This is a genomic window from Trichococcus pasteurii (assembly GCF_900112935.1).
GTDB classification, from domain to species: Bacteria; Bacillota; Bacilli; order Lactobacillales; family Aerococcaceae; genus Trichococcus; species Trichococcus pasteurii.
In genome coordinates this window covers 355526-371594 of sequence record NZ_FONM01000002.1, presented here as the reverse complement: position 1 = coordinate 371594, position 16069 = coordinate 355526, and the positions used below count along the sequence as shown (strand labels likewise).

Genomic DNA, 16069 nt, shown 5'->3' with positions numbered 1-16069 from the left:
CAAAAATATGGAGTCAAGGATTAATTTCTTAGCCGAAAGGCGAAGGAGTTAAGGGACCTAGCCAATCGGTTGCCGCAGACTTTTAGGAGGAATAGTTACATGTCAGATTACATTGAAAACCCAGAGTTAAATGAAGAAGAGTCCAATAACGTTGAGCAGACTATGCAAGATGTGTTGGATGAAGCATTATCCATTGAGGTGGGCGATACTGTCAAGGGGGAAGTTTTAAGCATCCAAGATAGACAAGCCATCGTAGGAATCATTGGGGGCGGCGTTGAAGGAGTTATTCCTTATAACGAATTATCTGCAAAACCATTCGATGAAGTTACAGAAATCCTAAACGTAGGTGACGTTGTGGATCTGGTTGTCATAAAACAAATCAAAGATAAAGAAAATGGAAGCTTTTTACTTTCGAAGCGTCGCGTTGATGCTAAAATCGTTTGGAAAGATATCCAAGATAAATTCGAAAACAACGAAATCATCGAAGCTCCAGTCAAAGACGTCGTTAAAGGCGGATTGGTCGTTGATGTCGGCGTGAGAGGATTTGTTCCAGCTTCAATGGTCGAAGATCATTTCGTGGAAGATTTCAGCTCTTATAAAGGCAAAGTAATGACATTCAAGATTGTCGAACTTGAGCCAAGCGAAAATCGCCTGATTTTATCGCATAAAGCGGTTGTGGAATCAGAAAAAGAAGCCAATAAAGGCAAGTTGATGGATGAATTGGTAGCCGGAGACGTTGTCGAAGGAACTGTCGCTCGTCTGACCAACTTCGGAGCATTCGTTGATTTGGGCGGCGTGGATGGTTTGGTCCATATCTCCCAAATTGCCCACGAACATGTTAAGAATCCTGGAGACGTTTTGTCAATCGGCCAAACCGTCAAAGTCAAAATTTTGTCCATCGACAAAGAAAATGGCCGCGTATCCTTAAGCATCAAAGACACATTGGCTGGTCCTTGGGATGCGATTGCTGAAAAAGCGCCGATCGGAGCAGTATTGACAGGTGTTGTCAAACGCTTGACAAGCTTCGGTGCGTTTGTTGAAGTTTTCCCTGGCGTCGAAGGTTTGGTGCATATTTCCCAAATTTCGCATCAACACATTGCGACTCCGCATGAAGTGCTGCAGGAAGGCCAAGAAATTCAAGTCAAAGTTCTGGATGCCAAAGAAGATGAGCAACGCTTGTCCCTAAGCATCAAAGCTTTGGAAGAAAAAGCTGCGAATGAAGCACCTGCAGCTGAAGAGAAAAAAGAGAAAAAAACCGAAGAATATGTGGCTGACGATTCAGACGCAAACTTCACATTAGCAGATTTATTAGGCGACAAGCTTTCAGGTTTGAAAGACGATACTGAAGCCTAATCAGCAAGGAAAATGAACATGTGAGGGCATGGAATTCCATCCATGCCCTTTTTTTGTTGTTATTATTGACGGATGTATGTTATAACTGACATGGACGAAAACATTGAGAAAACCATACACAGTGAGCAAATACCCAAAAAGATTTGTGTTGTAGAGGAAAAGAAAGGCGGAGGTTAGATGCCAAATCCAGTAGTAGCCATAGTAGGCAGACCAAACGTAGGAAAATCAACAATATTCAATAGACTAGCGGGAGAGAGAATTTCCATAGTCGATGATGTTTCAGGTGTCACGCGCGACAGAATTTATGCAAAAGGAGAATGGCTCGGCAAAACATTCAATATCATTGATACAGGCGGAATCGATATCACGGATGAGCCTTTTATGAGCCAAATCAAATTGCAGGCGCAAGTGGCGATCGAGGAAGCCGATGTCATCATCTTTTTGACAAGCGTCAGAGAAGGCGTGACGGATGCCGATGAAAACGTCGCAAGAATCCTGTACCAATCCGATAAACCTGTCATATTGGCGGTTAACAAAGTGGATAATCCGGAAATGCGCGCCGAAATATTCGATTTCTACAGTTTGGGATTGGGCGAACCCTATCCTGTATCAGGCAGCCACGGCTTAGGTCTGGGAGACCTGCTTGATTCGGTTGTAGCGAATTTTCCATCAGAAGATGAAAATGCCGAAGAAGAGGATATCATCAACTTCAGTTTTATCGGCCGTCCGAATGTCGGGAAATCTTCCTTGGTGAATGCCATTTTGGGAGAAGAGCGCGTAATCGTATCGAATATTGCAGGCACAACCCGTGACGCTATCGATACGATGTTCGTTGATGAAGAAGGCACAAAATTCCGGATGATCGATACAGCCGGAATCCGGAAAAAAGGCAAGGTCTACGAATCGACGGAAAAATACAGCGTCATGCGTGCCATCCGCGCAATTGAGCGTTCGGATATCGTTATGGTCGTGCTGAATGCGGAAGAGGGCATCCAGGAGCAGGACAAAAAAGTTGCCGGCTATGCGCATGAAGCAGGCAAAGGGATCATCATTTTGGTGAACAAATGGGATACTTTGGAAAAAGATAATCATACGATGAAGGAATTCGAGGAAAAAATCCGCAAAGAATTCCAGTACCTCTCTTATGCGCCTATCATGTATGTTTCCGCAGTGACGAAACAGCGATTGTCCAATATTCCTGCGAAAATCAAGGAGATCAGCGAAAACCAGAACCGCCGTATCTCTTCATCCTTATTGAATGATGTCCTGATGGATGCCGTCGCGCACAATCCGACGCCAACCGACAAAGGCCGTCGCCTGAAGATTTACTACATGACGCAAGTGGCCGTAAAACCGCCGACGTTCGTGGTTTTTGTCAACGATCCGGAATTGCTGCACTTCTCTTATGAACGTTTCCTTGAAAACAGAATCCGGGATTCGTTCAATTTCGAAGGGACACCATTCCATTTGATCGCCAGACAGAAAAAATAATAGCAAATTACCGTTTCCAAGCCATTAAATCCACTATAATCGTTGCAGTAGCACGGTTTGTGTGATATTCTTTATTAGAAATATCTTTTCAATTTGACTGCGGTATTTCAGAACTGTTTTTGGACCACTCAAAAATAGTTATTCCATGTTTTGTTGTGTTATCAAAGAAAGCATGTATTCTTCTTCTTTAAAGGAGGTGAAAGGACAACATGGCAAACAAAGCTGAATTAATCGAAAGAGTTGCTGGAAAAACAAACTTGACTAAAAAGGATGTTACAGCAAGCGTTGATGCATTATTTGAAGTGATTCAAGAAGCATTAAAAGACGGTGAAAAAGTTCAAGTTATCGGTTTTGGTAATTTTGAAGTTCGTGATCGTGCAGCTCGTAAAGGACGCAATCCTCAAACTGGGGAAGAAATCCAAATCGAAGCAAGCAAAATTCCTGCATTCAAACCAGGTAAAGCATTGAAAGATGCAGTTAAATAATTCGTAAAAATGAAGTTGGGGCCTTACGGGGCTTCAGCTTTATTTTTTTTTTAAATGATGATGGGGACTCCAGAAGCTGTTTGCTGTGTCCTTGACAGAGAAAAGCCTGAGGAACAAATAGATACAGATGCTGAACTTTATGATAAAATGTAAAGGAAGAGCACCAGCAAGAAGAGTGTATTTGAAGGAGCAGTAGACGAATGAATAAAGAAGCACAGGCAATGATAGAAGCCATTCAACAGAATGATTTGGATACGGCTGTCCAACTGTTCAAACAATCAGTTGAGCAATCCGTCCTGGAGAACAACAGCGCTGATTTGGCCGAATTGGCAGAAACGATGCATGCCTTGGGCTTTTTGAGTGAAGCAAAAGAGGCATTTGGGGCGTTGAACTACTTGGCGCCGCATATACAGGAGTGGAATATCGCTTTAGCAGAAATCGCCATTGATGAAGATGATTACGATCAAGCTTTGGATATCCTACTCACGATTGATAAAGCAAGTGACGTGTACCCTCAAGCTTTGTTGACGATGGCTGATGCTTATCAAGTGCAAGGATTGTACGAAGTCAGCGAAAAGAAAATCTTTGAAGCAATGGCGCTTTTGCCCGATGAACCCATATTGGATTACGCGTTGGCGCAGCTTTACCATTCGATCGGGGAATACAAGAAGGCGATTCCGATCTATGAGGAACTTGCATACGGAAACGGGGAAATCGCATCCGAAACGCAGCTGAATTTTTTCCTGGGCGATTGTCATAATGCGATCGGCGAATTCGAGACGGCCTTGCAGTATCTGGAGAAAATCCCGGCGGATGAGCATTTCCCGGACAGTTATTTCCAACTTGGCTTCACTTATTTCCAACTCAAGGAATATGCGCGGGCCATCACCATTTTTAATAAATTGCTCGAAACAGACAATGCTTACCTGAGCGCATACTTGTACTTGGCAAATGCGCTTGAGGCTGAATTGGAGTTGGAAGAAGCGCTTGCTGTGATGGAACAGGCCATCATGCGGAATCCTTATCAGCATGAATTTTACACGACAGCGGCCAGACTGCAATTGAAGTTGAACCGGGAGCAGGATGCGGAAAGTAATTTGCGTGAAGCGGCAGCGCTTGAACCTGACCTTTCCAGTATCCACTTGGCCTTGGGAAACCTGTTGCTGAAACAAGGAAGGTTCGAGGAATTGATTGCTTATATTGCTGACCGGGCAGAACAGGAAGACAACGATCCGCAATACAATTGGTTGCTTGCAGCCAGCCATAATGCCTTGGAGGACTATGATTCGGCAAACAAAGAATATGAGGCGGCTTATCCGCATTTTGCCGACAATGAGTCCTTTTTACTGGAGTATGCATCATTCCTGAGAGAGGAAGGCAACTGGGAAAAGTTGAGTGAGGTCATCCACCAAGGCTTGGCTCTTTATCCCGCCAACACTGAGTTGCTTCAACTCCATGATGAGCTGCATCATTTCGATCAATAAGTCATCATCCCATCGGATAGGAGGTTTTAAAATGATGAATCCTACTTTGGAGGAGAAAAAAAATTTTATTTCTTGGTTTATTCAGAATTATCAATTGAAGCGCAGAGAGTCCCTTTGGATACTCAATTATCTGCTTAATCATGAGATTTTATTGAAGAATATCCATCTGATTGAGGAAGTCCATACAACGAACAGAGGAATGGGATTTGCCGTGGTCGGAAATCCGAAAGACGCCTTCATGTACTACAAGGACGGAAAGACATTCGAGGATCCCGAACAGGCATTCCATGATCTGCGGTTGAATTGGAAAGAGGATTTTTATTTGGAGTTATTCTTTGATCAATCCTACCAAGTCCTTTCATTTTTTGGCGTTTTGGAGGACAATCCGTACATCCAAGAATCCGAAATTTTCGATAAGGATCTGGAAGAAATAGTAGAAAAGTCCTTGGAAAAATTGGCGGTTAAGGATCGCATCCATTATCTGAAAAAACAGATCGATATCGCGCTGATCCAATACGACGAAAACAGCTTCAGGAAGTTCACGAAAGAATTAAAAGAGTTGGAAGAAAAAAATATGATCTGATACAACGTGGATATGGCACGGAACAAGCGTGCCGGCAGCGTTAAACGGAAGGGAAAGTGTAGAATGAAAATTGTAGTTTCGGGTTTTAAAGGCAAAATGGGGACCGCGTGCACAAATATGGTCTTGCGTCAGGAAGACTTTACATTGGCGGCTGTGTACGATCCTTTCGCAACAGAAAAGCAACTGGATGAATTGCCGCAATATGCCGGCCATCCTGTGAAAGTGTTCCGTGACAAAGCGACCCTCGTCAAGGAAGTTGAAGCTGATGTTTGGATTGATTTTTCCAGACCGGATGCAGCCTATGAAAACACGCGTTTCGCCCTTGAAAACGGCATGCGCCCCGTAATCGGCACTACCGGTTTTTCCAGTGAGCAACTTGAAGAATTGACCAACTACTCTAAAGATTTGGGCCTGGGCGGCTTGATTGCCCCGAACTTTGCGATCGGCGCCGTGCTGATGATGGAATTCGCAGCAAAAGCAGCGAAATATTTCCCGGATGTGGAAATCATGGAACTGCACCACGATAACAAATTGGATGCACCAAGCGGCACTGCCATAAAGACTGCCGAATTGATTTACGAGGTGAGAGGCGATCATCAACAAGGGCATCCGGATGAGGAAGAACTGATTGAAGGCGCAAGAGGGGCTGATTACCATGGCATGAAAATCCACAGCGTCCGCTTACCTGGCCTGGTCGCGCATCAGCAAGTGCAATTCGGCAGTGCCGGAGAAGGTTTGATCATCCGCCACGATTCTTATGACCGCGACTCTTTCATGAACGGTGTAGCCCTTTCCTGCAGAAAAGTAATGGAAATCGATCGCCTGATCTATGGATTGGAAAACTTCCTATGATCATAAACGCACCGGAATTTCAAAAAGCGATACCGATCATCGAAGCCATCGAACGGGCTGGATATGAAGCCTACTTTGTTGGGGGAAGTGTGCGCGATACGCTGCTGAATCTGGATATTTCGGATGTCGACATCGCCTCAAGTGCTATGCCTGAAGAAATTCAGCGGATCTTCCCGATCACCTTTGATGTGGGCATCCAACATGGAACGGTGATGGTCTTACATGAGCGTGAGACATACGAAATAACAACTTTCCGGACAGAATCAAAGTATGAAAAGTTCCGCAGACCGGAGAAAGTCGAGTATGTGCGCAGTCTGCAGGATGACTTGAAAAGGCGCGACTTTACGATCAATGCGATTGCGATCGACCGCCATGGGAACATCAAAGACTTCTTCAACGGGCAGGAGGACTTGGCGAACAAATTGATCCGGGCAGTCGGCAATCCGGAAGAACGCTTCAGGGAAGATGCCTTGCGCATGATGCGCGCAGCCAGATTCGTGAGTCAGTTGGATTTTGAAATCGAACAAGCGACGAAGGAGGCCATCATCGAGTACCATCCGCTGCTTTCGAAGATCGCGGTAGAACGCGTGCGCGAAGAGTGGAATAAGCTTCTGATCGGAAGAAACCGCAAGGGCGGAATCAAGTTTTTTGTCGAAACACGTTTATTCCAGATGTGTCCCGGCTTGCAAAACCGGGAAAAGGAATTGATCGACTTGGCCCTGTTTCCGCTGCAATTCAAAGGGACGACGATCGCTTGGACTGTGTTGGTCCATTTCCTGGATCTGAAGGATGAAGCGATCGAGCCGTTTTTGCGCCAATGGAAGTGTTCCCGCAAGGAGATCATGGACATACGCATAGGCGTTCAGGCCCTCAACAAACGCCTGCAGCAATTCTGGGACTACCCACTTCTGTTCGAAACAGGGATCGAAATCGCCATGGAGATTGAAGCCATCATAGAAGGGTTCGGCCTGCCGAACCAGAGCGAAAACCTGATCGAATTGAATGAATCCATGCCGATCCATACGCTGAAAGATTTGGCCTTGGACGGAAAAGAATTGCTTTCATTGCTGGGCATCCAACGAGGCGGCCCTTTTGTGGGCGAGATATTCGAAGAATTGAAAACGCTGGTTTTGGCAAACAAACTGGAGAATAGCCCCTTCGCACTAAGGGATTTCATTACGAAAAGAAGGATGATTTATTTGGATGAGACATTCGAAGCCGCCTATACCGTCGGGCAAAAAGATTTGGCGTCCGAAATCGGTTCGGGAACGTTGCCGGTTTTGGCAACGCCGGCATTGTTGGCCATGATCGAAAATGCCTGCATGGGGATCGTCAAGGAACATCTTTCCGAAGGCGACACGACAGTCGGGATACAATGCGATCTGCATCATAAAAAAGCCTCTCCCATCCACGCCGAAATAACGGTGACGGTCAGAGTGACGGAACACAGAGGAAACAAATATTTCTTCGAATGCACAGCCCATTCACAAGGCCATGAAATCGCCTCGGCGAAGCACACAAGGGCCGTCGTCAACGCAAATGCATTCATGGACAGTCTCTAGCAGCTCAACTTACTTTTTTTCCGTCATCGCAAGTGTATTTGTACCCACTTTTTAAAAAATATGATAAAATAGTTACATATTCAAAAAGTAAATATATCAGGAGTGATTTCGATGAAAAAAGTAATGACAGGTTTGAGATTTATTTTCAGAAACGGCGAAACATGGACGATCAGGCGTGAATTTATCGGAGATTTATGGATCAAACAAGTCACAACGAGCTACGGCCGAATCGGAAACAGTGATTTCCAAGAAATCCACCCTTGCGAATCTTTGCGTATCGAAATTAACCAAGAAGCGGATCACGTCAATACGAGCGACATCAATCTGGGCGGACTTGAACAAGGCATGTTCGAGCGCGTTGCGAGTCATCAAGACATCGAAAAAATGGATATCCTTTACCAAGATGAAGATCACCCAAAATCCGACGTCATTGTGGAAGTGGACCGCATCTACTTCCCATATAAAGCTACGGACACCGACGGATTCGACAATGAACACCAATCTTCTTTCGTTTCATCCGAAAACAAATTATATATCGTAATCGATCCGGAAAAAAATGTGAAAGATATCTATCCTAACATCGTTTAATGGATCAAAAAAATGGGCCCTTGCTGAAAAAGCGAGGGTCCATTTTTTGATCTCTGCTAGGCAGCCTATCCCTGCAGGTTATCAAAAAAATCCGACAATTGTCGTTTTTAAGGTAACAATACCCGCGACATAGGATATAATGAGGTCAGCTGCATACAATGCACAGTTTGATCGGAGAGGCTCCTGTTTTTTTGAGATATTTTCAGGGAAAGTCTTGCGGAAAGAAATACCGGAACAGGAGATGCTTCTGTTTATTTAGGAGATTATTTTTATGAAGAAAACCTATGCCATTGTCGATCTGGAGACAACGGGATCCAGCTTCAAGCGAGGAGATCGGATCATTCAATTCGGGTGTACCCTGCTTCAGGACGGCAAAATAGTTCAGGAAATCAATATAACCATCAATCCCGGCAGGAAAATACCGGATATCATCGAGAAGTTGACGGGAATCAGGAACAAGGACGTCAAAGAGGCTCCTTATTTTGAAGACGTATGTGATTTCATCTACAACACATTGGATGGTTGCATTTTTGTAGCGCATAACGTGCATTTCGATTACCATTTTTTGGACAGCTCCTTCCACGAAGTCGGCATGCCGCCGCTTTCGCTGCGTGCGATGGATACGGTGGAGTTGACGAAAATCCTCTATCCGACCTTGTCCAGTTATCGGTTGGGCGATTTGTCAAATCACTTTGGTTTGGCGCATGATAGTGCCCACGATGCCGCAAGCGATGCACATGCGACTGCGGAACTTTTTCTCCAATTGAAGGAGAAGGCCAACAAATTGCCGTTGGTCACGCTGGAAAAATTGAATTTCTTGTCGGCGCACTGTCAGGTTGACAACGATTCCTTTTTCTATGAAAGTTATGAAACCGCCAAAGAGATGCGCTCTCCGCTCCCGCAGCAAATCTATGTCAAAAATGGGTTGGCGCTGAAGGAAAAGGAAATACGCTTGGAACAGACTGCTTACAGAGAAAAAGAAGTTGCCGATTTCTCGGAAGTGGCCAAAAGACTGATGGCAAATCATGGGTTGGAAATCCGTTCGGAGCAGATCGAGATGATGCAATCGCTTTTTGACTTCCGTCAGGCTGAAACGCCCCAAAATCTGGCGATCGAAGCTGCACCGGGCATCGGGAAGACATTGGCGTACCTGTTGCCCGCCGCTTATCAGGCAACCCCGGAAAACAAAGTCATGATCAGCACCTCCACGCTGCTTTTGCAGGAACAGATCATGGACAACGAAATGACCCGGTTGCGCAAGATGCTGCCGTTTGAGTTGCAGGTAAGCTCATTGAAAGGGAAGACGAACATCGTTCATCTGGAGAAAATAGCCGCATTGACTTTGGGATCCCTCACCAAAAAAGAATCTTTGATCATGATGAGCATCTTTGTCTGGTTGACCGAGACGGAATCCGGCGATATCAGCGAATTGAGCCAAGCGCAGAATTTTGATTTTTTGTGGGAAAAATTGACATATGAAAGCCATGAGGCCCCTTTAATAGGAAAATGGGCCGATGATGACTTCTTCTCCTTCAACAACAAAAAAGCGGAGCAATCCAGCCTGATCGTCACGAACCATTCCTTTTTGAGTCATCACATCGATGATCTGGCTATTTTTGACCAGGGCCAGACCATAGACCTGATCCTCGATGAGGCGCATCAGTTCCCGCGCGTCTATCAGGATGCGCACAAAAAAAGTGTGGCTTTGTCCATCCTGAAACGGCGCTTGAAGCGGTTCGGCTACTTCCTGCGGGATTTTCGCGAGGCGATAGAGAAGGAGGCTGACGGTGATTCCTTGGACTATGATTTGTTCAACCTTGAATTCGCGGTCGATCAACTGCAGCAGGAGTGTGCCCATTCAGAAGAAGTGTTGATGCGTTCCCTAATCAATGAGGTTGGGGAAAAGGGTGAAGTTTATCTGGATGAGAATTTTCAGGTTGAGAACGGAATGAAGAAAATCTACAAGAAAATGCACCAGTACATTCAGGAGACAAGACTTGCCGCGATGCGTTGCCTGGATAAAGCCAGCTTGAGGAACGATCCGGTCATGGGCCCGCGCGGAAAGGCACTGCTTGATGACTTGGATGCGGTCCAAGGCAATCTGCAATATTTTTTTGAAGATCGCGCAGGCACGTATCATGTGCTGCACTTTACTTGGGATAATGATCTGCTTTCATTGGCGATCGAAATAAACCAGATCGACCTTTCGGAAGAAATCCATTCCAAAATTAAAGAGCGATTCAGCAGGACGGTTTATTTGAGTTCGACACTCAAAGTGGATGATTCGCTGGACTATTTTAAAAACAAAATCGGTGAAGCAGAATTGCAGGAAGCGCATTTTGCTTCACCCTATAACTTGAGTGAACGATTGCGGATTTTCCTTCCAGCTGACATTACGGCCATCACGTCCTTGGATGATAAACAAGCGGCCAAACAGATTGTTTCGACGTTGCAGGAAATCATACTCCCACAACAGCGCAAAGCCTTAGTGCTGTTCACATCCAACCGCTTGCTGGAGGAGGTCCATAACCAGCTCAAAAATGCGGTCTCTGCCGGATTCCCGGGAACGGAAATACTGGCTCAAGGTTTCTCCGGCAGCCGAAGAAGGATGCACAATCGGTTCATGTCAGCCGGTGCGGCAATTTTGCTTGGCTCCGCTTCTTACTGGGAAGGCATAGATTTTTCCGATCAGGCAGTTGAAATTTTGGTGATCACAAGACTGCCGTTCGATCCGCCTCACCGTCCTGAGAATGCTGCGTTCCAAGCGTATCATCAGGACAAAGGCAAGAAGGCATTCTATGAAGAGTTTCTTCCGCGTGCGATGATCCGCCTAAAACAGGGCATTGGCAGGCTCGTCCGCTCCAGAAATACGAAAGGAGTAGTCATTTGCCTGGACGACAGATTGACCAAAAGTAATTATTCCAAACGTATGCAACAGATGCTTCCGGAGGGCGTAGGGATCAAAGTAGCCGATCACGCTGAAATAAATGCGGAAATTCAAGAATTTCTGAAAAAATAATGCGGTGGGATATTCCATCAGCTTGAAGTTTAAGGTATCATTAATAATTAGGTGAGATTGCGATTAAGTTTCAAACAAAGATAAGGAAGTGGAAGATGTGAAGAAGAATATCATTGTTGGGACGATTGTGATTCTTTTCCTGATGATCGTCAGTTCCTACACGATATTTTACCGAAGCCAGCAGCCGATGCTGCAGGCGGAGAAAGAAGCAACCGCCATTGCAGAGGCGAACGCCAATATCCAGAAGGTCCAAGATTTTTATTGGTACAACGGATCTGAGACGTATTTCACACTGGCCGGTATCGATGACAACAATGAAGAATTATATGTCATCATCAAGAAAGACGGCGGTGAAACCACTATCCTGAATACTGCGGAAGTCATCACCGAAAGTGAAGCTAAATCAATCACTCAGGCGGATAAGAACCCTGAACGGATTCTGGAGGCGAGACTGGGGATAGAGAACGAAGAACCGGTTTGGGAAGTCACCTACAAAAATGCAAACGATACGATTGGTTACTATTTGATATCCGCTATTTCTGGTAAATGGCTCAAAGATATAGAAAACATATAAATTGGAGTGATTGAGATGGTAAAAATTTCTGAAAGAATGAAAAAAATAAGCGAATCCCCGACATTGGCGACGTCAGCTAAAGTCAACGTCATGAAAGCGCAAGGTAAGGATATCCTTAACTTGACCGTAGGGGAACCGGACTTCGATACGCACGCTTCAATCCTGAATGCTGCAGTAGAAGCGATCCAATCAAACAAAGCGAATCACTACACACCGACTGCCGGTATCCTGCCATTGCGTCAAGCAATTGTTGATTATCACCAGAAGTATGACGGAGTCAGTTTCGCAGTCAATCAGGTCATCGTGACTGAAGGGGCCAAAAATGCTTTGTTTGCGCTATTCCAAGTCATTCTTAATCCCGGAGATGAAGTCATCGTCCCTGCGCCATATTGGGTAAGCTATACGGAGCAGATCAAATTGGCGGGCGGCGTCAACGTTCTCGTCGAAACAGCGCCTGAAAAAGGCTTCAAACTGACTGTGGAAGATCTTGAAAAACATCGCAACGAAAAAACGGTTGCTTTGCTTTTGAACTCTCCGTCGAACCCGACCGGTATGATCTATACGCCAGAAGAACTGAAGGCAATCGGGGAGTGGGCGGTTGCACACGATATCTTGATCATCGCTGATGAAATTTACTACCGACTGACTTATAACGGAAATAAAGCCATCTCAATCGCTTCCCTGTCAGAGGAAATCAAGAACCAGACGATCATCATCAACGGAATCTCCAAGACATACGCTATGACAGGCTGGAGGATCGGATATGCAATAGGGAATGCGGAAATCATCAGTAAGATGATCGAACTATCCAGTCATTCGACAAGCAATCCTGCCGGACCAAGCCAATATGGCGCGCTGGCTGCATTGACCGGACCACAAGATTTCGTTGAGGATATGCGCGCAGCATTCGAAGCGCGCCTGAACTTCTTCTATCCGCTTGTTGCGAGCATTCCCGGTTTCAAGGTCACGAAACCTCAAGGAGCCTTTTACCTGTTCCCGAACGTGAAGGAAGCAGCCGAAATGTGCGGTTTTGAAGAAGTGAAAGACTTTACGCTGGCTTTGATCGAAGAGGCAAATGTCGCTTTGGTTTCAGGCGATGGTTTTGGATACCCTGATTATGCCAGAATAAGTTATACTGTCAGAGAAGAACTACTGGCAGAAGCAGTAGATCGCATCAAAAAATTTATCGAAACCCACAAAAAATAAACTATTTTTTGTGGTAAAAGGGGTAGAATAGTTTGACACTTATCACAATGGACCAAGCGAAAGAATATGTAGGGCAAGAGATTTCCATTGGTGCTTGGGTAACCAACAAAAGAAGCAGCGGAAAAATCGCTTTTCTGCAATTGCGTGACGGCGCCCATTATTTCCAAGGCATCGTTCTGAAAAATGATGTAGGTGAGGAATTGTTCGACGTCGCAAAATCGCTGACGCAAGAAACTTCTTTGATCGTCAAAGGGATCATCCAAGAAGACACCCGTTCGAAGCTTGGATACGAATTGCTCGTAACCGGCATCGAAGTGGTAGGGGAAAGCCACGATTATCCGATCACACCTAAAGAGCACGGAACAGATTTCCTGATGGATCATCGTCATCTATGGCTGCGTTCATCCAGACAGCACGCCATCATGAAGATCCGGAACGAAATCATCCGTGCCACTTATGAATTCTTTAATCAGGAAGGGTTCATCAAGGTGGACCCGCCGATCCTGACCGGCAGCGCGCCGGAAGGGACGACCGAGTTGTTCCACACCAAGTATTTCGATGAGGAAGCCTACTTGTCCCAGAGTGGGCAGTTGTACATGGAAGCGGCAGCGATGGCCTTCGGAAAAGTTTTTTCATTCGGCCCGACTTTCCGTGCCGAAAAATCGAAAACACGCCGCCACCTGATCGAATTCTGGATGATGGAGCCGGAAATGGCCTTCATGCATCAAGACCAAAGTCTGGAAGTCCAAGAAAAATACGTCGCTTATCTGGTCCAATCGGTGCTGGATAATTGCGATATCTACTTGGATACGCTGGAGCGCGACAAAGAATTGCTGAAAAAATATACGCAATTGCCGTACGACCGCATCAGCTATGATGATGCCGTAGCTTTGTTGAACGCAAACGGATTTGACGATATCGTCTGGGGCGATGATTTTGGTTCGCCTCATGAAACCTTTATCGCGAACCAATCGGACCGACCGGTATTCATCCTTAATTATCCGAAAGCGATCAAACCTTTTTACATGAAAGAACATCCGGATCGTCCGGAAGTCGTTCTGTGTGCGGATATGATCGCTCCTGAAGGATATGGGGAAATAATCGGCGGCAGCGAACGCGAAGTGGATTACCAACGCTTAAGCGAACAGATCGAAAAATTCGGCCTGAGCAAGGAAGACTATTCATGGTATTTGGATCTGCGCAAATACGGCTCCGTACCTCATTCCGGTTTCGGGTTGGGACTTGAAAGAATGGTGACTTGGATCTCCGGGACCGAGCACATCCGCGAGTCGATTCCGTTCCCTCGCCTTCTGAACCGGATCTACCCTTAACCAGGCTATTCCGCGAATCATAATTTAATCATAACAGAATGGGAGTGGGGCAAATAGCAGCTATTTGTTCCACTTCCTTTTTCTCTAAAGGAGTTTATCAATATAATGTCATACAACAAATTAACCAAATGGATCGAATCAGGACAGACGCTGATCCCGAATTTATTGCTGCAGAACTACAAAAGGATCGGGCTTGCGGATACGGAATTCATTTTTGTGCTGCAGCTGAAAGCTTACATCGATAAGAACATACCATTTCCGAATCTGGCACTGATCGCCGAACATATGGGCATTGCCGAAAAGGATGTCTTTTCCTTGTTGCATAATTTGATGCAGAAGCAGATGATTTTGATGGAGACGAAAAATGATCTCGCCGGCAAAGTGGAGGATTCCTATTCCTTGGATCCGATCTATCAACGGCTGTTCCAATTGATGGAACGTTCCGAGAAAAAACAGCCCATCCAGCAACAGGGTAAGAATATTATGACCATGTTCGAGCAGGAATTCGGGCGCAACTTATCGCCCATCGAAATGCAGACCATTGCGAGTTGGATCGATATGGACCACTATCCGGTCGAATTGATCGAATCAGCTTTGAAAGAAGCGGTGTTGAATCGCGTCTACAGCCTGAAATACATCGACCGCATTCTGCTTGCCTGGGAAAAGAAAAATATCAAAAGCGTAAAAGATCTGATCCAGCAGCAAACGACGCGGCCCCAAAGCAATCAGGATAAATCCAATGAAAAAGCGGCAACGGATGCGCCGATGGAAGTGCCGCTTTACAATTGGCTGGATACTGACGCGGACGCATAGGTGAGGTGAAATATGTTATCGAAAAGAAAGACTGTCGAAGCGCTGGATGAGATGGCTACGCTGTTCCCGAATGCGCAATGCGAACTGCTGCACCGGAACGTGTTTCAGCTGTTGATCGCGACACTCCTCAGCGCCCAAGCAACGGACGTTTCCGTCAACAAGGTCACGCCAAGCCTGTTTGGCCGATTCCCCACGCCCGAGGCTTTCGTTGCGGCCCCGCTCGAGTCGATCATGCAGGAAATCAAAACGATCGGCCTGTACAGGAACAAAGCATCCAACATCCAAAAATGCTGCAAAATGCTGCTGGAGGATTTCGGCGGCGAAGTACCCAGCACAATGGAAGAACTGACCAAGTTGCCCGGAGTAGGGCGAAAAACAGCGAATGTCGTCATGAGTGTCGGTTTCCATATTCCGGCGATTGCGGTGGATACCCATGTGGAACGGATAGCCAAACGGCTGCGGATTGCTCCCCAGAAAGCATCGGTTCTCGAAGTCGAAGAGCTGCTGATGAAAAAAATTCCGCGGGAGCGATGGTCCGATGCGCATCACCAGATGATCTTCTTCGGCCGGTACCATTGCACAGCCAGAAATCCCAAGTGCGACGTTTGCCCGTTGCTTTCGATGTGCCAGGAAGGGCAAAAGCGCCTGGGTTTGAAGTGAATCGGAAGAGCGCAGCTTCCGCAAACAAAAACAGCCAGCTCCTTATCAATTCGGGAGCTGGCTGTTTT

14 protein-coding genes are annotated in these 16069 nt (G+C 45.9%); all 14 read left to right on the top strand.

Annotation, left to right across the window (positions count from 1 at the left end; translation table 11 throughout):
• Window positions 1–99 precede the first annotated feature (99 nt).
• The 14 genes from rpsA to nth all read left to right on the top strand — a co-directional run bounded on the left by rpsA (window position 100) and on the right by nth (window position 16001).
• Window positions 100–1353 (top strand): 30S ribosomal protein S1, encoded by a 1254-nt coding sequence (gene rpsA / locus BM184_RS03980; RefSeq protein WP_086941556.1) that lies wholly within the window; start codon window positions 100–102, stop codon window positions 1351–1353.
• A gap of 177 nt (window positions 1354–1530) precedes the next feature.
• Window positions 1531–2844, top strand: coding sequence for a ribosome biogenesis GTPase Der (gene der / locus BM184_RS03975; protein WP_086941555.1), 1314 nt, complete (start codon window positions 1531–1533; stop codon window positions 2842–2844).
• 209 nt (window positions 2845–3053) lie between these two features.
• Complete coding sequence (locus tag BM184_RS03970) at window positions 3054–3329, top strand: HU family DNA-binding protein (protein ID WP_068560639.1); 276 nt, start codon at window positions 3054–3056, stop codon at window positions 3327–3329.
• Window positions 3330–3529: 200 nt separating this feature from the next.
• Window positions 3530–4813, top strand: a complete 1284-nt coding sequence (locus BM184_RS03965; protein WP_086941554.1) for a tetratricopeptide repeat protein — start codon at window positions 3530–3532, stop codon at window positions 4811–4813.
• Between the two features lie 31 nt (window positions 4814–4844).
• Entirely contained in the window at window positions 4845–5396 is a 552-nt protein-coding gene (locus BM184_RS03960; RefSeq protein ID WP_086941553.1) for a YpiB family protein, read from the top strand.
• Between the two features lie 63 nt (window positions 5397–5459).
• Window positions 5460–6248, top strand: coding sequence for a 4-hydroxy-tetrahydrodipicolinate reductase (gene dapB, locus BM184_RS03955; protein WP_086941552.1), 789 nt, complete (start codon window positions 5460–5462; stop codon window positions 6246–6248).
• Window positions 6245–7810 (top strand): CCA tRNA nucleotidyltransferase, encoded by a 1566-nt coding sequence (locus tag BM184_RS03950; protein WP_086941551.1) that lies wholly within the window; start codon window positions 6245–6247, stop codon window positions 7808–7810. Before dapB ends, BM184_RS03950 begins: the two co-directional genes overlap by 4 nt.
• A gap of 111 nt (window positions 7811–7921) precedes the next feature.
• Window positions 7922–8398, top strand: coding sequence for a hypothetical protein (locus BM184_RS03945; protein WP_086941550.1), 477 nt, complete (start codon window positions 7922–7924; stop codon window positions 8396–8398).
• A gap of 271 nt (window positions 8399–8669) precedes the next feature.
• Window positions 8670–11417: a helicase C-terminal domain-containing protein gene (locus BM184_RS03940; RefSeq protein ID WP_086941549.1), complete on the top strand. Its 2748-nt coding sequence runs from the start codon at window positions 8670–8672 to the stop codon at window positions 11415–11417.
• Window positions 11418–11514: 97 nt separating this feature from the next.
• On the top strand, window positions 11515–11991 hold the full coding sequence (locus tag BM184_RS03935) for a cell wall elongation regulator TseB-like domain-containing protein (RefSeq protein ID WP_086941548.1): 477 nt from the start codon (window positions 11515–11517) through the stop codon (window positions 11989–11991).
• 15 nt (window positions 11992–12006) lie between these two features.
• Window positions 12007–13197 (top strand): pyridoxal phosphate-dependent aminotransferase, encoded by a 1191-nt coding sequence (locus BM184_RS03930; RefSeq protein WP_086941547.1) that lies wholly within the window; start codon window positions 12007–12009, stop codon window positions 13195–13197.
• Window positions 13198–13244: 47 nt separating this feature from the next.
• Window positions 13245–14528 carry an asparagine--tRNA ligase gene (gene asnS, locus BM184_RS03925; protein ID WP_086941827.1) on the top strand — a complete coding sequence of 428 codons (1284 nt, stop codon included), beginning with the start codon at window positions 13245–13247 and terminating at the stop codon, window positions 14526–14528.
• 105 nt (window positions 14529–14633) lie between these two features.
• Window positions 14634–15341, top strand: a complete 708-nt coding sequence (locus tag BM184_RS03920) for a DnaD domain-containing protein (RefSeq protein ID WP_086941546.1) — start codon at window positions 14634–14636, stop codon at window positions 15339–15341.
• 12 nt (window positions 15342–15353) lie between these two features.
• Window positions 15354–16001: an endonuclease III gene (gene nth / locus BM184_RS03915; RefSeq protein ID WP_086941545.1), complete on the top strand. Its 648-nt coding sequence runs from the start codon at window positions 15354–15356 to the stop codon at window positions 15999–16001.
• Window positions 16002–16069 lie beyond the last annotated feature (68 nt).